The following is a 21,687-nucleotide window of genomic DNA, read 5'->3' on the forward strand; positions in this document are numbered from 1 at the left end:
GTAGCCTCCGAACTACTTACCGCCCACAGCACGGGAAAATTTACCCCTGTGCCTTTGATAGTTAGGGCTTTGCTCACTACAGATCACCAAGATTCTCCTCAATTTTCTTTTTCATATGTAAAACAAGTTCCTCCATACCCTCATACTTGTCTTCCCATCTATCTTTAATCCTTCCAAGGTAGCCTTCTCGGGCGTACTTCAACAACCTCGCATGCTTAGGAGGGGCTTGATTTTCAGCCCATACCGAGGCAATATCCTTCGATGCGATATCACCAGTAGTAGCCGTCAGCCACATCCGCGACAATGTCAAAACCACATTTCGTTCATCACCAACAGTCTCGGTTAATAGATCTGGCAAGAAATCACGGATAGCATTTTTGATATCAGCTAGTGGCACCGGCTCAAAAAACCTCAGAAGCATCACTTCCATACAGCGGCAAGCTGTTATCGAGTACCTTTTTCAGAACAATGGTTAGATCAGGATCGCGTGTAGGCTCCGACACGCTCTCAGCCTCGAGCTTTTCTCGCAACCACTCACCATAGACGAATTCAGCCCGAGGCGGAAATCGCCAAGGGACAGCATCAGGCACTGCGACCACAGTAAGCTCTACCGGCCTTGTGCCTTTCGAGTTTCCGATAGCCCCAGATAATCTCATCAGTCGGGCAACCAAGGATTTCCTTTGCAGAAAGGTAGGCGAATGAGTGACCGCGACCAACACGTCAACGTCACTGTCACGTTTTAGGCCACCCACGATCGCCGATCCGTAAAGGTAGACACCGACGATCAAATCACCAAGCACGGCTTCAACGACTGACTGGGCGTGCTTTGCTTCTTCTGGGATCTCTAGATCTGCCATATGCATCGGAATTCCTTTTGCCCTAACGCTCAGCTTTGGGGCGGCTGAAGCGAAGCGTAAGCCGTCCCAGCCGCGATAGCGGCGACAATAGCGCCTTATTATGTGAACACACCCCCACCTACAGACCTTTCCTTGTTCTTTCTATTGCGGACTTAACCGCCGATAAAGCCTGAGGACTATTCGTTCAACGGGTAGTTCTGAGCATAGACGCCATTCTCTCAGTAATTTCTTTTGGCTCATAGCTCGCCAACTCAGAAGAAGAATCCATACTTATTTCCTCAAAACATTTAACTACCGTAGCCCCTTCACTTCGAGTAGAGTTGCTTTTCCTGGTCTGCTGAATGCCATACCTAAACTCCTTAAGCCACATAACGCCTAAAGTAGCGGCCGAGTGGAGTGAGGCCCAACCCCGCGGGGCGGTGCTGCCTGTTCTTATTATGCCGATTATGCCTACTTCCTCCGAACCTTGGGCCCCAAGAAATCCTCAACTTCATTAATAGCGTCTAAAACCCTCACACTAAACTCATCATCATCTGAGACGAAGTAAACCACTTTGTCGTTTTCAGCCACCCTATCTGGGTTATTGTCGACTTGTGTGCCTGGACCAGCGTATGCTCCCTTCATCCAGAAATGCAGCCAGATTGCGCCTCTAACATCTCCGATTCTTTTTTTGATTTCATTGAAGCAGTCATGAGCCTCATCAGACCAAACAATTTTTGTTTCTAGACGTATAGTTTGCATCTCGGCCCATATTTCATACAGGTGATTCATGCGCTCACCATAAATTCGCTGCTCTTCCTCGATTCTACGTCCGGCTTCAACCTCTTCCTTGCTCAAATGGAGAACAGGGTTTCTTACGTTTTGAAGAGCCAGCTGAATCTCATAATCCTTTAAAATTGCTTTTTCGCCAACTCGTACTCACTTGTTCCGCGAAGCTGTCTTCTCCATGTCGAAAGACCAAACACATTAATAAGTAGAGCACCAACTGCACCAATAATAGAAATCACATCTTTGGTTAAAGACCAATCAACTTTGCTTACTAAAACCATAAACTCAATGCATTCTCCTAAACATAACATTGCGTATCACCAGCAGAAAAAACATAGCAACAAGTAACGAAGAGCGGTGCTTTTTTCTATCCTAGTGCATGCGATTGTTATGATCGGCGCTCACGAAGCCTCTTAATTTCTTCAACACTGAACGGCTCTTTTCGGGTATGTGCGATACGGTGACAAGTGGGGCAAAGACAAACTAACTCATCAAGAGAAACGTCGCGCATCCCGTTTTCAGCAAGCGGCTTTATATGGTGGCACTCGATGACAAACCGTCCTTCGAGCTGAAGACGGAACTCGCAGGCTTGGCATGTATAGTCATCCCTCTTCTTGCACTTGGCCACTATACTGGCGTTCCGAGCCAGAGTAGTGATCTTTCTATCAATCTCATAGCCTTCAATAGCTTTTATATCGTCAAGAGCGTAGTCGGCTCGTAGCTTAGTTGCATTTGTTGTATCACGCATGCGGTGGCTAAGTGAACAATCAGGGTTTCTATCTAGGTGTTCAAAATGAGCAGAAGCGTGGCCGCCGCCACGATGTGGTCTGACAGGCTCTCCGCACTCGATGCAACTAAAGTTAAGATGTGACCAGCGATTTCCGCCGTCGCTCCGCTTCAGTTCAAGTTCAAGTTCAAGTGCACGATCAACACTGATTTTCTGGTTACGGTACAGACATTCGGTTACCGTTGGCATAATTTTCACCAGATTGTTTTTAGTTCATAACACCCACTTAAGTGGTGAGCAACGCTACCACGACACTCAATTATTACACCTTATATACAAAAACAAAATCAAACCAAAGCCCGCCGAGCGTTGCGAACCCATCTTGAAACGTTTGTTATATGCGTGTTTGAGTAGACAGTGTAACTAGATCATCGCTGTCGTATAAACGCTGTTTAGACTCTTGCATACCCAGCTTGCGGAGTAGTTTTTCTGATGCCAGATTTTCAACTACCGCCACACCAAAAACCTCAGATACAAAGCCCGTCTCCAAGGTAAAATTTAGAACGGCCTTTGAAGCTTCAAACGCGTACCCTTTACCTTGATATTGAGGTATTAATGCATATCTAATATCTGAAAAGTTAGATTAGGGAATTAGCTCAATGCCGACATAACCGATTTTTTGAGACGGATTATCCTTTAACGCTACAACAAAAGTGCCATAACCTCTCGACCAGTGAGCCACTTTGCTTGGTACGTAATTCTGGATGCATTCCAAGCTAAAAGGTTCTCCACCAGGCAAATATCTCGTTATTTCAGCGCAAGCAAGAAGCTTTTCATAAATATCAATATCTTCTGAGGTTACAGGTCTGAGTATTAATCTTTCAGTCTCAATCATCGAATTATCCATTTCCTCTAAGCATATAACGCCAGAGTTAAGTCGACCCGTGGCGAGGTGAATACTGCGTGCTAGCGTAGTGTAAAAGCACGTAGGTGGAGATCCGATACGGGTTCGGCTTGAACGAATTGTTAGTCGGCGCCTATGGCATTGACGTACCGTTGAGAGCAAACTTGAAATCCGAGGCTCTCGTAGAAGCGGTGCGCCTTTTCCCTATGGTCGCCGCTAGTAAGTTCGATGCGCTCACAGCCAGACTTTCGGCAGTAATCTTGCGCTTGACGTACGAGAAGGCTTCCAATACCGCGGCCACGAGCATGGCTGTACACCACCAATGATGTAATGCGACCGAGATGGCCTGGGGCATGGAATAGCGGGGTCAAATGGACACTCACTAGCCCAAGAAGACCATTGGGGGCTTCTGCAACCCAAGCCCGATCGGCAGAGCCGTTTGAAAGGCTACGAATATTGTCGCGTACAGTCTGCTCACGGACGACATAACCAAGCTCTGCGAATAGCAGAACGAGGTCGGGAGCATCCTCAGCGATAGGTGCCCGGAGGCGGACTGATGAGTTCATAGGTTTCAAGGATGGTTGTTCAGCCGCCTAACGCCGCTAATCATCCACGCGGCTTGTTTCGTCGGCTGAATTAGCTTTGTTAGGCGATTGTCTCGTTGCTGATTTTGTAGCGAATATGACTATTCCAACACCCAAGGCAATCATAACAACCAATATCATTATCATAGCACTCGATTGAACGCCAGTGACGTTGCTACTACCCTTTGACATGAACATATAGATAAGTGATAGAAGTAATAGCGGTATGGATAGGAGAAGCCCGACAACCTCAATCCAAAATAACGCGCGAGGCATCCTATCGGGAGAGACGGGGAAAATTTTTCCTAAATCCAAGGCATACACGAGGAAATACGATATTCCACACAATGCTGCTGCGATAAATGCAACCTCAAACCCTTCAATTGAAAAATAGACTAAGGGAAAACTACCAACCCCTAAAGCAGTTAGGAACACATTAAACACTCCCAGTTTTAAGGGAGATATATGCGAGAAATCTCTTTTCTCAATTGGGCCTCCAGGAATCAAGGTCCCAAGTAATACAGCGGATATAGCAAGCAAGCCCGCCACAGCATATCCAATGTAATTTTCCATAGGGTTTCCTCTCGCTTAACGCCGCAATCACGCGCTTGTCGCGTGCATTGCTTTGTTAAGTGGCTGTCGGATGAACGCGCGGTAGCTGGACGCGGACTCACCACTCATAGTACTTGCGCTCACAACCTCATCATGAACGCAGAAGAAACCAGCGAACACGTCGCGGAGCTCTTTCGGGCTACTGTGCCGCATCGGCAAACCGAGGCCGGAAATAAAGTCCTTACTTTCTTCCGAACAGAACTCCGATATATGAACGATCCCACTTGGCTTCAACACACGGATTATTTCCGCAGCCACTCGACCCCGTTCCTCGAGTGAAGTAATGCACGTAAGTACCGCGCAAATGATGACGGCATCGAATGCATTATCATCGAATGGCAGATCAAGCCCATCCGAATGTAGGAGAGGCAACCCAGGAAACGCCTTCCTTCCACGTTCGATCATTGCGTAGGAAGGATCAACGCCCGTTACATCAATGTAACCGCACTCAGTAAGTTCATTGGAAATCCGGCCGTATCCACACCCAAAGTCTAGCACCTTGGCTTTTCGGTCGATCATGCCTAGAAAGCTCGCTCGGTCAATTTCTAGGTTGAAATCGACGTCAGTCGCCACCTGCTCCCAACTGCCTTCGAGCATCGAACTCCCCACTTAACGCCGGCGATCAGCTGCGCCGCTTTTTGGTGTCAGCTGCATCGCTTTTGTTAGGCGTCAACGTGCTGTCAAGAGTCGCTGAACGCACGTAGCCGATCCTCGAGACCCTGCTTGAGCTCTCGATAGCTATCAAAGAAGATGACCGGGTAATCCTGCAGATCGAACTCTAGCTTCGTTCCCGCCCTAGCAATATAAATGGGCAGCTTGCCTATGCCGTGGGCGTAGCCCGCTTCGTAGAAAACGTTTGGTCGCGCTTCGGTCAAATCGGCGACTACGAACTGTGCCTTTTGGATAGACTCGAGAATTCGGTCCGTGATCCGTTCGTTGCTCTGAACCTCGTCAACACGCTCGGCCGAAAGGCCGCAACGTGAGCATGCTTCCTTGATGGAATCGAGAACGTCGTCGTATGGAGACCCGGTACCGATCGGCATCGCAACAAAGACGTAGCCAACTTGGACCTCGTACGAGATCTCCGGCTCCCCTTCGGGCTCGTCCGGGAGTGGATTGTCCCTTTCTTCCTCCAGCACGCCGATGGTCTCAGCGATCATGTCCAATACGACAGGATTCAGGCTTCGAAGATAGATGTCCTGAAAGATGTGTTCGAACGGATTGACATTTCGCATGATGAGGCCACCGACTGCGGGAGGTGGCGATATGGTCATCGTCTTCAAGCATCCCGCCTCCATCACATCGCGCTGCACCGATCGCTTTAGCTTGTTGATCTCCGTTCTGGCTTGCTCAGAGTGGGAGGCCTCCCACTCGCGCACCAGTTCGGCGAACCTCTGAAGCCTTTCGATCTTTGCGTTGTAGTCGCTCATTTGCTTTGACGCCTAACAGATATTAAATAGCCCGCTTGTTTATTCACTTGAACGAGCGGGCACGTTCAATATTTTTACACTTCAAACCTTAACCCATTGATTTTAAACTAAAAACATCATAACCGTGCAGCCTATCCAAAATTCGCGTGCTTGCGTGTTTTCTGGCATCAATAACACTGTATAAAAATCATGCCAAAAGATCGGAACGAACAGGCATGTGCAGTGGCCGCCGGTGGGTATCCAGAAGAGACAAAGTTTCTGGCACGCTACCGCCACCTACCCTGCACGGTGCGATGGCGCTCGGCCCTCTCCTTGCGGTAGTCCCCGGCGTATTGTCTTGTCATCATGCGGGCAATCTGGGTTGCCTTTCGTCCTTGAATTCAAGACTAATTGCCCCTTTGTGAGAGTGCAAAACAAACAAGGCGGGATGCTGATCGCATCCCGCCTTGTGGGTATAAGGGCTCGATTTCTGTCGCCGCGGTATCGAAAAGAGCGATTTTGCAGGGCAGCGGCTGCCTCAGACCATCTTCTTGTCTTCGACCTCGTCCGGAGTGGTGCCGGGCGGTAGTGGATGCCCCTTGGCCAGTTCGGCACGGGTGGCGTCGCGGATATCGAGCACTTCTACTCGGTAGGTGAGCGATTGCCCTGCCAGCGGGTGATTGGTGTCGATCAGTACGCCGTCATCGCGCATTTCCAGTACGGTGACGATCTCGGGGCCGTCGTCGCCGGGGGTCTGGAAGCGCATGCCGGGCTCCAGGTCGCTCACTGGGAAGGCATCGCGGCCGACCTCGCGCACCAGGGCTTCGTCACGCTCGCCGTAGGCTTGGGCCGGTGACAGAGTCACGCTCAGTTCGTCGCCCTCAACCCGATCCACTAGGGCGTCTTCCAGGCCGGGCAGGATATTGCCGTGCCCATGCAGGTATTCCAGAGGCTTTTGGCGAGCACGGGAATCGTCGAGTACCCGGCCTTCGGCGTCGCTGAGTACATAATGCAGGGTCACGACCCGCTGCGGCGCGATGGTCATCGCTGTCTCCTGGCTATCGGAAAAATCATCGGGAACAGTGTCGGCGGAAGGGCCGGAATGGGGCAGCCTATTCACAGCGCTTCAGTTGACTGACGGACATCTCCAGGCGCTGCCGCTTGTGCAGCATGTTGAGCAGCACGATGGCTCGCTCCTCGCCCTTGTGAGTCGCGAAGACCGCCTGGAGGTCCTTGAAGGGACCTTCGGTGATTTCCACCTGTTCACCGGCACGGAAATAGACGGTGGCAGTTTCGCCCGCATGCTGGCTGCCATGCTCGCGCAACGACGCGACCAGCTCGTCGTCCACGGGGACCGGCGTGTCGAGGCCGAAGGTGACGATCTTCAACACGCCCCGGGTGGAGCGGATCGGACGCCAGTTGCTGTCCAGCCGGTCGAGGCGGATGAAAAGGTAATACGGGAACAACGGTTCGACGGCCCATACGAGCTTGTCGCGCCGCTTCTTCTGGACCTGCAGCACCGGATGGAATATCTCGTATCCCTGGTTGCCGAGGTGTTCGACGGCGCGGAAGGATTCCCCGCTCTTGCACTGAATGACGTACCAGCGAGGCACGGCATCGTCGATCCCCGTCGGGGACAGGCTGTCGTCGCTCATGTCACTCCTGATGGTTCTGGCTGGTATCACTCTCGGTGCTCTGCAACAATCGGGACCTCTCGAGATCCCGATCCTGTTCATCATTCTAACATCGTTGGCCGCCCCCGCGAGGGAGCGGCCAGGCCCGCCGCAAGGAGAGCTCGCGCCATGCCGACACCAACCGCGCACCGTAGCTGGGGTGACGCCCTGGCGATATACCTCAAGGCACCGGTGCTGACCATGCTGTTTCTCGGCTTTTCGGCGGGCCTGCCCTTCCTGCTGGTGTTCTCCACCCTCACCGCCTGGCTGCGCAGCGATGGCGTCGAGGTCGCGGCCATCGGCTTCTTCGCCTGGATCGGCATTCTCTACTCGATCAAGTTCTTCTGGGCCCCGGTAGTCGACCGCCTGGCGCTGCCCGGCCTGACCCGCTGGTTCGGCCAGAGACGCGGCTGGATGCTGCTGGCCCAGATGATGATCGCTGCCGGGCTGGCGAACCTGGCGCACCTCGATCCCGTCGGACACCTGCCCATGGTGGCGATATGCTCGCTGCTGGTGGCCTTCGGCTCGGCGACCCAGGACATCGCCATCGACGCCTTTCGCATCGAGTCGGCGCCCGATGACATGCAGGCCGCCATGGCGTCGACCTATATCGTCGGCTATCGCGGCGGCCTGATCGCTGCCGGCGCCGGGGCACTCTATGTGGCGTCGCTGGTGTCATGGAAGGCCGCCTATCTGTGCATGGCGGCGCTGGTGCTCGTCGGTGTCGTGACGGTTCTGCTGCGCCCGGAACCGGAGCGGCTGTCGCTTTCCACGCAATTGATTCACGAGCCGCGAGTGCGCGCCTTCCTGCGTGTCAGCCGTGGGCGCCCCGACTGGCTGCGGCGCCTGGGAGCCTGGGTCATCGGTGCCATCGTCTGCCCGTTCACCGACTTCTTCAGCCGCTACCGGCGGCAGGCACTCTGGCTGCTGGTGTTCGTGGCGGTCTTTCGGATCAGCGACCTGGCAATGGCGTCCATGGCTCATCCGCTGTATATCGATTTGGGCTTCTCGCTTGCCACCATCGCCAACGTGACCAATGTCTTCGGCATCGCCATGAGCATTCTTGGCGGCATCCTCGGCGGCCTGCTGGTGGCCCGCTACGGCATCGGGCCATTGCTGGTATTCGGCGCGACGGCCACGGCACTGACCAACCTGCTGTTCGTGGTGTTGGCCTCGACCGGCGACAACCTGGCGATGCTGGTCATGACCATCGTCGGCGATAACCTGTCCAACGGACTGGCCAGCGCGGTCTTCATTGCCTTCCTGTCGAGCCTGACGTCACGGGCCTACACAGCGACCCAGTACGCGCTCTTCTCGTCGCTGATGACCCTGCCGGGCAAGTTCCTCAGCGGCTTCGGTGGACTGGTGGTGGACGTTCAGGGCTATGCGGGATTCTTCCTGCTGGCATCGCTCCTGGGCCTGCCGGCGATTTTCCTGGCGCTATGGGTCAATCGCGGGACGCTGCTGCGCCCCGCAGAGAGCGAGACCTGAGATCACTCAGCCGGGGCGCTGCTCACACAACCACTCCAGCGCGCCCGGTGTGATCCGCCACTGGTCGCGCATCAGGGTACGATATTGCCAGGCCTCGGCACGCGAGCCGGGCTCGGCCTCCCCGCCACTGGCGGCGGGGGCCGGGCGTGGTGATTCAGTGCACAACAGGGTCAACACATAGGGGTTCTGCTGGTGCGCCATGGCCAGCGCATGCCCGGCCTCGTCGGGGCGATCGAGTCGATAGAGCGCTAGCACCCGACCCATCAGCATCCCCAGCAGCGAGCTGGGATCGGCCTGTTCATCCGCCGCCGCCTGCTCGCTCAATGCCAGGGCCTCGCTGTCACGTCCTTCGCGCAGCAACTGGTCGAGCACCAGTTCGCGCAGCCCCAGACTGTCCTGGTCGTCCAGCGTCAGCAGCGTCTCGGCGAGTTCGCGGGAGTGCTGGCGAGCACCGCGCTCCATGCCCACCACCAGCGCCAGACCGGCACGCAACAGCGAGGCGTTGTCGGCGACTTCCCAGAGCAGGGGCGCGTCACCGGCCCCGTCGACCTGCGCCAGCCAGCCTTCCAACCGCCGCGCCAATGGTTCGAACAGGCTCGGCGCCATCCACGGCAGGCTTCCGAAACGGCTGGTCAGCGCCAGCGCCAGGGATTGCACCACGGCCGGTGAGTCCAACCATTCGGGGTGAGCGCACAGGGCTGGCAGCCAGTCGCCGGCCTGAGGCCAGGGGTCCGTGTCGAAGCCCATCAACGTCCTGCCTTCGACCTGGGATTGGAAGACCGCCTGGAAAGCGGCGAACAGAGTGTCCTCACGGGCGCTGCTGTGGTAGCTCAGCGTTCCGTTCTCTTGACGAATATCCAGGCGTGGCGCTTCGGACAAGGCATCGAACAGTGCCTGCAGCGACATCAGTGGCTCGGCCAGGTCCGCTTCGGCGTTGAGCAGTTGCTCGGCCAGGGTGGCGCCGGGGTTCTCCGCCAGGTCGGCGAGGAACTGCAGTTGTTCGGGTTCGAGGTCTCCCTGGCGGGCCAGGCGGCGATACCAGAAACGCGAGCGCTCGGCGGCTTCCTCTTCGTGGCCCTCGTGCAACAACAACATGGCCTCGATATAGGCCAGGGTCGGTGAGTCGGGCAGGGTCTGCTGAGCGCGCACGAAGGCCGCCCGGGCGCTGTCCAGATCGTCGTTGTCGAGATGCAGCAGGCACAGGCGCTCGAGGGCCACCCCGCGCAGGAACAGCGGGCCTCGATCGAGCACCGCGTCGAGCAGGGCTTCGCGCTTGCGGTGGAAGCCGCGCTCCTGGTAGAGATCGACGAGGATCTCGAAGGCCGGCTCGGCCTGCTCGGGCAGTCGCGACCAATCGGCATTCTCGAACAATGATTCGAGGATCTGCTGGGCGCGTCCGCGCTGGCCGGACTCGGCGGCGATCAGGCCGGCCTCGAGCAGTGCCTGGGCCGGCGCGCGGCCACTGGCCAGGGCCGCCTTGAGGGTCCCGCCCTTCCATTCGCGCAAGGAGAGCATCCACATCAGATGCGTGGGCACATGGCCGGGCAGGGAGACGGCGCCGCAGCACTGCTTGGTCTTGCGTCCCGAATCGCACCAGCAGGGCTCGTTGCGACCGGGACGGGCCAGGGGCTCGCAAGCGAAGTCCAGCCGCTCCAGAGGCGTCTGCGACCACAGCTCAGGGGCCAGCGCCTGGGCCAGCGCCAGGTCGCCATCGACCAGTTCCGGCCCCTCGCGACGCGCCCAGGCCATCAGCGTCGGGTAACGCTCATCCTCGCGAATTGCCGCCAATGCCCCGGACGCGAACCCCAGCAACTGCTCAACCCATACCGCCAGCATCGACGTCTCCACCACTCTCGGAAAACCGCATAGTCTATCAGTCGAGCGCCATGCTGGCAGCCGTTCAGGAAGACGCCCACGCCAGCAATGGACGCACCCGTGCCGCCATGTCGAGCCGGGCACCGAGACGCACCAGATTCCAGTAATGGCCGTTGAGGGTACGCGACAACAACAGGGTATCCGCCGGCGGCTGGAGCCGATCCATGGCCGCCCACACCTTGGGGCTCAGCTCGCGCAGGCGACGGTGGACTCTGACATCGCCGAAATCCTGCGTGCCGGGCTGGAACAGCGGCGCTACCGCGTCCGCAGACTCGCGATAGAGCGCCAGGGGAGCCCCCTGCCCCTGCCGGCCACCGAGTGCCGTCACGGCCTCGTCCATGGCCATGGGATCTCCGGCAAGCGTTGCCTCGAGCAGGCGCATCATGGCCCTCAGGCGCGACGCCGGTACCTCGATCACCGCGCCCAGGTCATAGATCACCAGCCGCCCCTCGGCATCGGCGGCGAAGTTGCCGGCGTGAGGGTCGGCATGCAGTTCCCCGTGGGTGAAGAGCTCCTCGGTGAGCCAGTCGGCCAGGGCCGTGCCGAGGCGTTGTCGCGTGGCGTCATCGGCGCCTTCCAGCTCGCGCAGCGGCGTGCCGGGCACATGCCGCATGGCCAGCACGCCGGGGCCGCACAGCGCCGGCAAGGGTTCGGGAATCACCAGGTCGTCGCGCTGAGCGTAACGGGCTCGATAGCGGGCCAGCGCCTCGGCTTCGGCACGATAATCCAGTTCCCCCCGCAGGCTCGCCGCCAGTTCCTCGAACAACGCATCCAGGCGGGCCTGCGGCATGCGCAGCCAGCGGCCCAGCCGCATCAGGCGATGTACCTGGCGAAGATCGTCCTCGAGCACCTCGGCGAGCCCTGGATACTGCACCTTGAGCACCACCGTCTCGCCGTCATGGGTCGATGCCCGGTGCACCTGCCCCATGGACGCGCTGGCGAACGGCCGTTGCTCGATGGAGGCAAAATGCGTCGCGGGATCGCCATAGCAGGCTTCCAGGGTGCGTCGGATGTCGTCCCAGGGCATGGGTTCGGCCTGACGCTGCAGGCGCGCCAGTTCATCGGCCAGGTCCGCGGGCAACAAATCATCCCACTGGGCCATGATCTGGGCCAGCTTCATGGCCGGCCCCTTGAGCTCCGACAGCCCCTCGAACAGTGCCTCGCCGAGCGCGCGCCAGTCGGCCTGCCCACCGAGGCGATGCTTGAGCAGCGCGCCACCGGTACGCGAACCAAGCCCCAGCAGGCGCCGACGGCGACCCCGTTCTCGCATGTACGTCCCCTCATTGTGATGCCTGGCGTTCACCCCACCAGCCCGCCCCCTGGCGGATACCATAAAATACTGTAAGAATCCCCATGTTCGCTCATTGCCGCACGAGATGCCATGCGCCTGATCATCGCCGAGAAGCCCAGCCTGGCCCGCGCCATCGCCAATGCCCTGCCCACCTCACCGCGCCGGGAGGAAGGCGCCCTGGTGGCCGGGGATACCGTCGTCACCTGGTGTCTCGGCCACTTGCTGGAACAGGCGCCACCGGATGCCTACGACCCGACCCTCAAGACCTGGCGGCTCGACAGCCTGCCGATCCTCCCGGATCACTGGAAGCTCATGCCGCGCCCCAAGGCGCGCGGCCAGTTGGCAGTGATCCGCCGGCTGCTGAAGAGCGCCGACCAGGTGGTTCACGCCGGTGACCCGGATCGCGAAGGCCAGTTGCTGGTCCAGGAGGTGATCGAGCACCTCGGCTGGAAGCGCGACGTGGCACGCCTGCTGGTCAACGACCTCAATCCACCGGCCGTCAAGCGCGCTCTTGAGCGCCTCGAGGACAATCGACGCTATGCCTCGCTCTACCGCGCCGCCCAGGCGCGTGCCAGGGCGGATTGGCTATATGGCATCAACCTGACCCGAGCCTGGACACTGGTCGGGCGTCAGGCCGGACACGACGGCGTGCTCTCGGTGGGTCGTGTACAGACGCCGGTGCTCGGCCTGGTGGTCCGGCGCGACGCCGAGATCCGCGACTTCGAGCCGCGTCCCTTCTTCGTGCTGTGGGTCGATCTGGCGGTCTCCCGAGGCCAGTTGCGCGCCTGGTGGGTGCCGGGCGACACCCATCGGCTGGACGACCAGGGGCGCCTGCTCGACCGAGCTCCGGCCGCCGCCCTGGCCGAGCGACTACCCGGCGCCGAGGGCCGTCTGGACAGCCTGGCCAGTCGCGACAAGCGCCAGGCGGCCCCGCTGCCCTACTCGCTGTCGGCCCTTCAGGTCGACGCCGCACGCCGCCACGGGCTCTCGGCCAAGGCGGTGCTGGACGTCTGCCAGCGCCTCTACGAACGCCACCAGTTGATCACCTATCCACGATCGGACTGCCGCTATCTGCCCGAGGAGCATTTCGCCCAAGCGCAGCGCACCCTGAGCGGTGCCTGCCGTAACGACGAGACCCTGAGCCGCTGGTTGGCCGGAGCCGACTTTTCCCGTCGCTCCAAGGCCTGGGACGACAAGAAGGTCGGCGCTCACCACGCCCTGGCCCCCACCGGCAAGCCCGCCGACCTCGATCGGCTGTCGCGCCAGGAAGCCGACGTCTTCCGCCTGATTGCCCGCAACGTGCTGGCCCAGTTCTACCCGGCCCTGCAGACCCGTGAGGTCAAGGCCGAATTCCTGATCGCCGGGGAACGCTTCCGCGCACGCGGCCAGGAAGTGCTCGAACCCGGCTGGAAGCCCTTGTTCACCACTCGTGACGAGGCACCGCCCCTGCCGCCACTCAGCGAAGGCGAAGCCTGCCGTGTCGAGCAGGCCGGCGTGGAGGACCGCGAGACCCGGCCGCCCGAACACTTCACCGACGCCAGCCTGATCAAGGCGATGATGAACATCGCCCGCTACGTGGACGACCCGGCGATCCGCCGCACCCTGCGCGACTCCGACGGTCTCGGCACCGAGGCGACCCGCGCCGGCATCATCGAGACGCTCCTGGAGCGCGGCTATCTGGTACGCGAGGGCAAGAGCCTCAAGGCCAGCCGGCTCGGCAGCGCCCTGATCGCCTCATTGCCGGAAGCCGTGGGCCGCCCCGAGCGTACCGCCCAATGGGAACAACGCCTGGCGAACATCGCCGAGCAAGACGATGCGCCGGCGCCCTTCCTCGATGGGCTGATCGACGATTTGCGCGGCTTGCTCGGCCATGCCGACGCCGGACGAGTGCGCAACGCCCTGAGCGAGGCCCGAGGCCCCGAGCCCAAAGCGAGCAAGCCCGCCCGAGGCCGAGGACGAAGTGCCAAGCGCAGCGGTGGCCAGCGCCGCCAAGGCAAGGGCACACGCCGCACAGCGGGAGGCAAGCGCCAATGAGTCACCTGATCGTCGGGCCGGGCGCCATGGGTCGCCTGCTGGCCCTGCGCCTGGCCGAGCGCCACCCGGTGACACTGTTCGGCCGCCGCTCCCTGTCCCACCGACAGACGCTGACGACACCCGAGGGCGAACACCATCACCGCTCGCTCGAATACCTGACGCCGGATTCGCTGGATGAACTCGACACATCCCGCCTGACCGCCGTGCACCTCGTCACCAAGGCCTACTCCGCCGCCGCGGCCCTGTCGACGGTCGCCCCACACCTGCCAAGCGATACGCCACTGGTCCTGTGGCAAAACGGCTTCGACGTTCAACCGCGCCTGACCCGGCAACGACAAGGCCCCACCCTCTGCGCCACCACGACCGAAGGCGCCTATTCCAATGGCGACAACAGCACCGTGCATGCTGGACACGGTCGCACCTGGATCGGCCATCTCGATGGCCTCCACCCCGAACTCGCCGCCGCCCTGGCCGACGCCCTGACGGGGGCCGGCCTCCCCGCTCAGGCAGTCGATAACATTCGCATTCGCCTGTGGCACAAGCTGGCCGTGAATGCGGCCATCAATCCCCTGGTGGCTCGCTTTCGCATCCCCAATGGCCAACTGCGAGACCCGGCCTTGCGCCCCATGGTCGACGCCGTCATCGAGGAAGTGGAAGCCATCATGGCCGCCGCGGCCATCCCGCCGCCGCCACAGGGATTCCCGGCGATGGTCTGGGATGTGGTAGCCGCCACCGCCGACAACCGTGCCTCGATGCTGCAGGACATCCTGGCTGACCGGCCCACCGAACATGACGCCATCCTGATGCCCCTACTCCACGTGGCGCGCGAGAATGGACTGGAAGCACCGAAACTGGCGGCGCTTCACCATCAGCTCGAGGCGCGACAACGTCCTGGCAGAGCTTGACACTAAGTGCTACTTTCTAACGAATCAGCATGATCGGAAAGCATCCGACAAGAACGGGGCCGCGGCGCGGCCATGCCAAGGTCTGGGGACATGACATTTCGCGTTGGAAAAGGGGTAGCAACAAGCTTGGTACTGATGTTCACTGGCGCCTACGCCTCGTTGACGATGGCCGCCGGTACGCCCTCCTATACGGGCCAGTCCACTGAGCTCACGCGTCTCGATAACGGCCTGCTGATCCAGGGCAACGACGTTCATAGCCCCGACCGATACACCTCGGGCTTCCGCCTCACCGCCGGTTTCACCCCCTCGGGCCTACCCGCGCTGGATCTCGGCGCCGAGTTCAGTTATCGCGAAAGCGACGACGTCCCCCTCTCCGGTGGCCAGCAGATGCTCGTCGACACCACCAGCCTGGGCGGCAGCCTGATCGCCGGCGTGCGCCTGGGTGATGTCGGCCTGTACGCCAAGTCCGGCCTGGCGGGCTGGGAAAGCGAAGCGGTCACCGGCAACGCCGCCGCACCGGACGGCGGCACCACCCGCGTCGAAGGCTTCGGCGCTCGCTGGCAGTTCTCGCACCTGATCAGCCAGCTCGAATACGAACGCTTCGACGACCCGACGCTCGCCCATCTCAACCTGGTGACCGCCTCGGTGCATATTCCCTTCTAGCCACTGTCCGAAAAGTGCCTGCACTCGACCATACAGCGTTAAAAATTGTCTCAAGAGCCTCATTTACCGCTCGTAAACTCCGGACTTTCGACAATTTTTGCCTTGTCTGGTCATCGCTCGTCGACTTTTCAGACAGCGCCTAAGCAGCCTCACCTCGGAGTACTCATTTAATACGCCGTCCCTAAGCTCGCTACCATCCTCCGAAACATCAAACCCTCCGAGGCATCCTCGGAGGGTTTTCTTACAGCTTATAGCTGACAACTTATGGCTTACGTCTTACCTCTCCGGGCACAGCCCGGCTCTTCAGCCTCATTCCGGTATCCCGCCCCGCGTCAGGGCCGCCGGGTCGAGTAGCCGTTCCAGCTCCTTGCGCGACAGGTCGGTCTGCTCCTCGGCCACTTCGAGGATCGGCCGACCGGCCTGATAGGCCTGCTTGGCGATGGCCGCCGCGGCGTTGTAGCCGATTACCGAGTTCAACGCCGTCACCAGGATCGGGTTGCGCGAAAGCGGTTCACTGAGTTGATCCTCGCGCACCTTGAAGGTGGCGATGGCGCGGTCGGCCAGCAGCCGCGAGGTGTTGCTCATCAAGCGGATCGAGGTGAGCAGGTTGTTGGCCACCAGCGGCAGCATGACGTTGAGCTGGAAGTTGCCGCTCTGGCCGGCCACGGTCACCGCCGAGTCCAGACCAATGACCTGAGCGGCGGCCTGGGCAGCCGACTCGGGAATCACCGGATTGACCTTGCCCGGCATGATCGAGCTACCCGGCTGCAGCGCCTCGAGCTCGATCTCGCCGAGACCGGCCAAGGGCCCGGAATTCATCCAGCGCAGGTCATTGGCGATCTTCATCACCACACAGGCCAGGCCACGCAATTGCCCCGACAGCTCCACGGCGGCATCCTGCGAGCCGAGGCTGGCGAAGAAGCTGTCATTGGGTGTCAGCGTCAACCCGGTACGTTCCCCGAGCTCCCGGGCCATGCGCTCGGCAAACTCGGGGTGAGCATTGATACCGGTTCCCACGGCCGTGCCGCCCTGGGCCAACCGGCAGAGTCGCGTCATGGCACTGTCGATCCGCTCGATGGCCTGGCTTACCTGGCTCGACCAGCCGCCGAGTTCCTGGCTCATGCGCAGCGGCATGGCATCCATCAGGTGGGTACGGCCGGTCTTGACCACCTCATCGAGCTCGGCGGCCCGGCTGTTGATCGTCTCGCGCAGGTGCACCAGGGCCGGACGCAGTTCACGCGTAACCTCCAGTGCCGCCGACAGGTGCAAGGCAGTGGGGATCACGTCATTGCTCGACTGTCCCATGTTGACGTGATCGTTGGGGCCGACCTCGGCCCCCTCCGCAGCCGCCAGATGGGCAATCACCTCGTTGACGTTCATGTTGCTCGAGGTGCCCGAGCCGGTCTGGAAGACATCCACCGGAAACTGGCCGTCATGCTGACCATCGATCACCGCCTCGGCAGCCTTGACGATGGCCTCGGCACGCTCGCCGTCGAGCAAACCCAGGTCATGATTGACCCGCGCCGCAGCACGCTTGATGTGAGCGATGGCATGAATGAAGGCTGCCGGCATGGGTTGCCCGGAGACGGGGAAATTGTTCACCGCTCGCTGGGTCTGGGCGCCGTAAAGGGCATCGGCGGGGACTTCCAGCTCGCCCATGCTGTCACGTTCGATACGCTTGTCACTCATCTTCGTTTCCTCATCGGCAGATCCTCCCCTCACCATGGCGGTGCCCAGGGATGCTTGCAAGGTGCTTCCGAACGATTCTTGGTCGCATTTAGTGCTCTTCCCCACGACGAGCGGTCACGAAGCGTTTTGGTTCGAAACATTTTTTTACGCTCGCCATGTTGCGGCGCACAAAAACGCCTGCTATTGTGCATTGCAACATGCAACGCGAAGGCATCGGCGGATCGCCCAGGCCTTCACCGAAGACCACCCCCAGGAGGGTTCAGACGATGCGCGATTTCAATACCCAGCAGTTTACCGAGCAATTCGAATCCTTGTTCTTCGGCCCGGCACGCGCTTATGCGTCTCTGTCCGTGGATTTCACCGAAAAGATGCTGCGCGCTCAGTTGGATGCCAGCCAGGCCTACACCGAGACCGGCATCTCCCAGCTTCGCTCCCTGCTCGACGTCAAGGACGCCGAGGGCCTGCGCTCCTACATGGAAGGCCAGCAGAAGGTCGCCAAGGAGCTGACCGAGCGCTTCAAGGGTGATGCCGAAAAGGTCGTCTCCCTGCAGCAGGACTTCGTCCAGCAGAGCCAGAAGCTGACTGACGCCAACGTCAAGCAGGCTTCCGAGAACGTCGAAAAGGCCACCCGCAAGGCCTGATCACTCGCTCTAATCGGCTCCTCAAGGGCCACCGCTACTGGCGGTGGCCCTTTTGCGTTAAGCTCTCTCGTCGCACAGGGCCAATGCTAAAGAAAGAGGGACGTTATGCGCCATCTCCTACTGCCCCTTCTGCTGGGTATCGTTCTTGCGGGCTGCCAGGCCCTTCCTCCCCCTTCGGTCGGTACACAACGTGACGACTCGGTCGACATATCCGATATCGGCGACGAGCGCGATGCCGATCGCGATCGAGGGCGCGTACCGCGCCAGGTCGACTTTCCCGAAAGCGAATACGCCGCCCTTGAGAAAACCGGCAACGCCGCGCTCAGCGGTCGCCTGACGCTCGACACCGCCTCCGGTACCGTGGTCGGTGCCAGCGAAACCGTCTCGGTAGCGCCGGTCACCACCTATTCCGCCGAGGCCGCCGAGCAGGCCCTGGCCGGTCGCGCGGTGGAACGCGCCGATCCCCGTGCCCGCGCCTACACCCACACCACCCGCACCGACGGCAATGGCTACTTCATGCTGCGCGGCCTGCCCTCCGGCAACTTCTATGTATCGGGCAGTCTGGTCGACCCCTCAAGCGGCCAGCGCCGGGTGATCATTCACGAGGTGGGTCTACGCGACGGCCAGCACCGCGAGATACAACTAAAGCGGTGACGCCACCGCTGATGGCGGCCTCCAAGGTAGCGATCTATGCTGAGAAAAGAGTCTCACGCCGCGACGGAGACGCGGAGCCAATGGCCCGAACGGGCCTTCAAGCCGCGTCTCCCTGGTCGGTGGTACCAGTGGAGGAAGTGGACAATGGACGAAATGGAAATCGACGGGCCCACCCGAGACGCCAGCATCGGCACGCGCCTCGCCTGGCTGGCCGTGCCCCTGGCACTGAGCCTGACCGCGCCGACGAGCCTGGCCGCGTCGTTGGAGGAGCTTCGCCAACAGGGCAGTATCCGCGTGGCCGTGGCCAACGAGGTTCCCTACGGCTACCTGAATGACGATGGCCAGGGGCAGGGCCCCGGTCCTGAAGTGGCGCGCCACGTACTCGGTGAGCTCGGCATCGACGACGTCGAGTGGGTCGTCACCTCCTTCGGCGATCTGATACCCGGCCTCGAGGAAGGACGTTTCGACATGGCCGCCGCCGAGATGGCGATTCGCCCCGAGCGCTGCGAACGCGTGCTCTTCTCGGCGCCCAATACGTCCTATGGCGAAGGACTGCTGGTCAGGGCCACCAATCCTCTCGACATCCGCGGCTACGAGGATTTCGCCAGGCGTGACGACATCGACGTCGCCGTGCTCCAGGGCGCGACCCAGACCGATATCCTCCGCTCGCTCGGCGTCCCCGACACGCGAATGATCGAGATCGAGTCCAACGACGCCGCCACCGAGACGCTACTGGCAGATCGCGCCGATGCCTATGCCGGCACCGGCCTCACAGTCAGCCAGCTCGGTGAGCAGAGCCCGGATGTCGAGGTGGTGGAAGGCTTCGAGGATCCCAAGGTGGATGGCGAGATCGTGCGTAGCTGGGGCGGGTTCACCTTCCCCGACGACGCCGAGACATTGCGGGATGCCTTCGACGAAGTGCTCACGGATTACCGCCACACTCAAGAGTGGGAAGATACCCTGACCCGCAATGGCTTCACCCAGGACGACGTCCTCAACGCCTTCCGCTTCGAGACCGAATGGCTATGCAACCCGGGGGAATGACCGGCCTACCAGCCCAGCGCCTGCTTGACGAAAGGAATGGTGAGCTTGCGCTGGGCCGACAATGAGGCACGATCGAGCGTTTCCAGGACCTCGAACAACGCCTCGAGACGCCTCGGCCCACGGTGCAGAATGTAACGTGCGACCTCGTCGGGCAGTTCCATGCCTCGCCCTCCAGCTCGCAGCCGCAAGGCCTCGAGCCGCCCCTGGTCATCAAGCCCGGGCACCTGGAACGTCATCCCCCAGGTCAACCGAGATGCCAGGTCGGGCAAGGTGACCGCCAGTTGCCGAGGCGGCGCCGAAGCGGCGACGATCAACCGTCGCCCGTCGTCTCGCAAGCGATTGAAGGCATGAAACAACGCCTCTTCCCAGCGCTTGCGGCCAACCACCTTGTCCAGGTCATCGATGGCCACCAGGTCGAGCCGCTCCACCTCCTCGAGCATCAACGGCGGAAAATGACCGAGCTCCTCGAGCGGTAGATAGAGCGCTCGCCGATCCTGGTCGGAAGCAGCATGGCAGGCCGCCTGCAGGAGATGACTACGTCCCACGCCATCGCCTCCCCACAGATAGAGAAACGGCTCGCCACTTTCCTCCAACTGATGCTTCAGACAGGCCACCAGGGTCGCACTCGGCCCCGGATAAAAGTTGGCGAAGGTGGCATCATCACGCAGTCCGACTCCCAATGGCAGCTGCGCGGGTGCTCGACTCATGGCGACTCCTCGTTCGAAGCTCGACGGTCCGCGTCGTAGAGCGAACTGTTTTTATAGCGATCATGCAGGTAACGCAAGACCACCATGACCATCGCCGCCACCGGCAGCGCCACCAGCACCCCGGTGAAGCCGAAAAGCTGACCGCCGGCCAGCACGGCGAAGATCACCGCTACCGGGTGCAGGCCGATCTTGTCGCCCAGCAGCTTGGGCTGCAGCACGATGCTTTCGATGAACTGGCCGAAACCGAAAACCGCCGCCACGCCCAGCAGCATCCAGATCTCGCCGCCGGACTGAAAGAAGGCGACCAGCCCGGACACCGAGATGCCGACGATCACCCCGAGATAGGGCACGATGCTGGCAAGCCCCGACAGCAGGCCGATCAAGAGGCCGAACTTCACCCCCAGCAAGGTCAAGCCGATGGCATAGATAATCCCCAGGCACAGCATGACGATCAGTTGCCCGCGCAGGAAGGCCGAGAGAACCTCGTCGCACTCCCCGGCCAGGCGCACCACCGTCGGTTCCCAACGGCGTGGCAGCGAGCCGCGGACCTTGGCCACCAGGTCATCCCAGTCCAGCAGCAGATAGAAGGTCACCACCGGAATCAGCGCCAGGTTGCCGATCATCGCAACCAGCGCCAGCCCCGACTTCGACACCTGGGCCAGCAAGGTCGCGGCAAAGGTGCCGGTTTCCTTCCAGTTGTCGACCAGCGTCTCGCGCATCTGGTCGAAATCCGTGCTCAAGTCCATGCCGGTCATCGACTGGATGCGCGGCACCACCGTGCTCTGCACCCAGCTCAGAATGGCGGGCAGCGACTCGATCAACTGGCCGATCTGTCTGCCCAGAATCGGGATGACGAGCAGCAGGCTCAGCACGATGACCAGTGTCAGCAGCAGGAACACCAGCGACACCGACAGCCGTCGCGAAAGTCCCTTGTCTTCCAGTCGATCCGCCAGCGGATCGCCCAGATAGGCCAATACCATACTGACGAAAAACGGCATCAGCACCGGCTCTATGCTGATCAGAAACCACAATCCCAGTGCCGCCAGTACGGCCGCGATCCAACCTTGTCTACGCATCCTGCTCTCCCTGTGCGATGCCCGGTGTGGCGGTGCGTGCCACGCCTCGTGATGCTACAATCTCCGCCCAATCTTGCCCACCG

At 60.4% G+C, this 21,687-nt stretch carries 20 protein-coding genes and 2 pseudogenes; 7 read left to right on the forward strand and 15 right to left on the reverse strand.

Annotated elements, in window-relative coordinates:
* Positions 1–76: 76 nt before the first annotated feature.
* The 10 genes and pseudogenes from FZZ93_RS00245 to rfaH form a co-directional block, all read right to left on the reverse strand.
* Positions 77–869, reverse strand: a pseudogene (locus FZZ93_RS00245) (aminoglycoside adenylyltransferase family protein).
* A gap of 438 nt (positions 870–1,307) precedes the next feature.
* Entirely contained in the window at positions 1,308–1,628 is a 321-nt protein-coding gene (locus FZZ93_RS18380) for a hypothetical protein (RefSeq protein ID WP_223111743.1), read from the reverse strand.
* Between the two features lie 385 nt (positions 1,629–2,013).
* Positions 2,014–2,601, reverse strand: a complete 588-nt coding sequence (locus FZZ93_RS00260) for an HNH endonuclease (RefSeq protein ID WP_149320328.1) — start codon at positions 2,599–2,601, stop codon at positions 2,014–2,016.
* Between the two features lie 145 nt (positions 2,602–2,746).
* Positions 2,747–3,259 (reverse strand): annotated as a pseudogene (locus tag FZZ93_RS18460) (GNAT family N-acetyltransferase).
* A gap of 119 nt (positions 3,260–3,378) precedes the next feature.
* Positions 3,379–3,822: a GNAT family N-acetyltransferase gene (locus FZZ93_RS18675; protein WP_149320329.1), complete on the reverse strand. Its 444-nt coding sequence runs from the start codon at positions 3,820–3,822 to the stop codon at positions 3,379–3,381.
* A 36-nt stretch (positions 3,823–3,858) separates the two neighbouring features.
* Entirely contained in the window at positions 3,859–4,413 is a 555-nt protein-coding gene (locus FZZ93_RS00275) for a DUF8051 family protein (RefSeq protein ID WP_149320330.1), read from the reverse strand.
* Between the two features lie 27 nt (positions 4,414–4,440).
* Positions 4,441–5,049, reverse strand: a complete 609-nt coding sequence (locus tag FZZ93_RS00280) for a class I SAM-dependent methyltransferase (RefSeq protein WP_149320331.1) — start codon at positions 5,047–5,049, stop codon at positions 4,441–4,443.
* 83 nt (positions 5,050–5,132) lie between these two features.
* Complete coding sequence (locus FZZ93_RS00285; protein WP_149320332.1) at positions 5,133–5,882, reverse strand: hypothetical protein; 750 nt, start codon at positions 5,880–5,882, stop codon at positions 5,133–5,135.
* Between the two features lie 517 nt (positions 5,883–6,399).
* The gene (locus FZZ93_RS00290; RefSeq protein ID WP_149320333.1) at positions 6,400–6,906 is read right to left on the reverse strand and encodes an FKBP-type peptidyl-prolyl cis-trans isomerase; all 507 of its coding nucleotides are present in this window, start codon (positions 6,904–6,906) and stop codon (positions 6,400–6,402) included.
* A gap of 67 nt (positions 6,907–6,973) precedes the next feature.
* Entirely contained in the window at positions 6,974–7,516 is a 543-nt protein-coding gene (gene rfaH, locus FZZ93_RS00295; RefSeq protein ID WP_149320334.1) for a transcription/translation regulatory transformer protein RfaH, read from the reverse strand.
* 147 nt (positions 7,517–7,663) lie between these two features.
* Between rfaH and FZZ93_RS00300 the strand changes: the two genes are divergently transcribed.
* Complete coding sequence (locus FZZ93_RS00300; protein WP_149320335.1) at positions 7,664–9,025, forward strand: AmpG family muropeptide MFS transporter; 1,362 nt, start codon at positions 7,664–7,666, stop codon at positions 9,023–9,025.
* Positions 9,026–9,031: 6 nt separating this feature from the next.
* On the opposite strand, the gene FZZ93_RS00305 is transcribed toward FZZ93_RS00300, so the two are convergent.
* Entirely contained in the window at positions 9,032–10,861 is a 1,830-nt protein-coding gene (locus tag FZZ93_RS00305; RefSeq protein ID WP_149320336.1) for a YecA family protein, read from the reverse strand.
* Between the two features lie 64 nt (positions 10,862–10,925).
* Positions 10,926–12,170: an ABC1 kinase family protein gene (locus FZZ93_RS00310; protein WP_149320337.1), complete on the reverse strand. Its 1,245-nt coding sequence runs from the start codon at positions 12,168–12,170 to the stop codon at positions 10,926–10,928.
* 111 nt (positions 12,171–12,281) lie between these two features.
* On the opposite strand from FZZ93_RS00310, the gene FZZ93_RS00315 reads away from it, so the two are divergent.
* The 3 genes from FZZ93_RS00315 (at position 12,282) to FZZ93_RS00325 (ending at position 15,793) form a co-directional block, all read left to right on the forward strand.
* Positions 12,282–14,225, forward strand: a complete 1,944-nt coding sequence (locus tag FZZ93_RS00315) for a DNA topoisomerase III (RefSeq protein ID WP_149320338.1) — start codon at positions 12,282–12,284, stop codon at positions 14,223–14,225.
* The gene (locus FZZ93_RS00320) at positions 14,222–15,130 is read left to right on the forward strand and encodes a ketopantoate reductase family protein (RefSeq protein ID WP_149320339.1); all 909 of its coding nucleotides are present in this window, start codon (positions 14,222–14,224) and stop codon (positions 15,128–15,130) included. The genes FZZ93_RS00315 and FZZ93_RS00320 overlap by 4 nt, the downstream gene beginning before the upstream one ends.
* A gap of 90 nt (positions 15,131–15,220) precedes the next feature.
* A complete protein-coding gene (locus tag FZZ93_RS00325; RefSeq protein ID WP_149320340.1) occupies positions 15,221–15,793 on the forward strand; it encodes a hypothetical protein in 573 nt (190 codons plus the stop codon).
* Between the two features lie 309 nt (positions 15,794–16,102).
* Here FZZ93_RS00325 and FZZ93_RS00330 read toward each other — a convergent pair whose 3' ends face one another.
* Positions 16,103–17,482, reverse strand: coding sequence for a class II fumarate hydratase (locus tag FZZ93_RS00330; protein WP_149320341.1), 1,380 nt, complete (start codon positions 17,480–17,482; stop codon positions 16,103–16,105).
* Positions 17,483–17,748: 266 nt separating this feature from the next.
* On the opposite strand from FZZ93_RS00330, the gene FZZ93_RS00335 reads away from it, so the two are divergent.
* From FZZ93_RS00335 to ehuB, 3 genes are all read left to right on the forward strand, one after another.
* Positions 17,749–18,123, forward strand: a complete 375-nt coding sequence (locus tag FZZ93_RS00335; RefSeq protein ID WP_149320342.1) for a phasin family protein — start codon at positions 17,749–17,751, stop codon at positions 18,121–18,123.
* A 105-nt stretch (positions 18,124–18,228) separates the two neighbouring features.
* The gene (locus FZZ93_RS00340) at positions 18,229–18,777 is read left to right on the forward strand and encodes a hypothetical protein (RefSeq protein WP_149320343.1); all 549 of its coding nucleotides are present in this window, start codon (positions 18,229–18,231) and stop codon (positions 18,775–18,777) included.
* 144 nt (positions 18,778–18,921) lie between these two features.
* On the forward strand, positions 18,922–19,821 hold the full coding sequence (ehuB, locus tag FZZ93_RS00345) for an ectoine/hydroxyectoine ABC transporter substrate-binding protein EhuB (protein ID WP_149320344.1): 900 nt from the start codon (positions 18,922–18,924) through the stop codon (positions 19,819–19,821).
* Between the two features lie 5 nt (positions 19,822–19,826).
* On the opposite strand, the gene hda is transcribed toward ehuB, so the two are convergent.
* Both hda and FZZ93_RS00355 read right to left on the reverse strand, forming a co-directional pair.
* Positions 19,827–20,528 carry a DnaA regulatory inactivator Hda gene (hda, locus tag FZZ93_RS00350; protein WP_149320345.1) on the reverse strand — a complete coding sequence of 234 codons (702 nt, stop codon included), beginning with the start codon at positions 20,526–20,528 and terminating at the stop codon, positions 19,827–19,829.
* Complete coding sequence (locus tag FZZ93_RS00355) at positions 20,525–21,604, reverse strand: AI-2E family transporter (protein WP_149320346.1); 1,080 nt, start codon at positions 21,602–21,604, stop codon at positions 20,525–20,527. The genes hda and FZZ93_RS00355 overlap by 4 nt, the downstream gene beginning before the upstream one ends.
* Positions 21,605–21,687 lie beyond the last annotated feature (83 nt).

Origin of the sequence: Halomonas eurihalina (assembly GCF_008274785.1) — a bacterium.
Taxonomy (GTDB): Bacteria; Pseudomonadota; Gammaproteobacteria; order Pseudomonadales; family Halomonadaceae; genus Halomonas; species Halomonas eurihalina.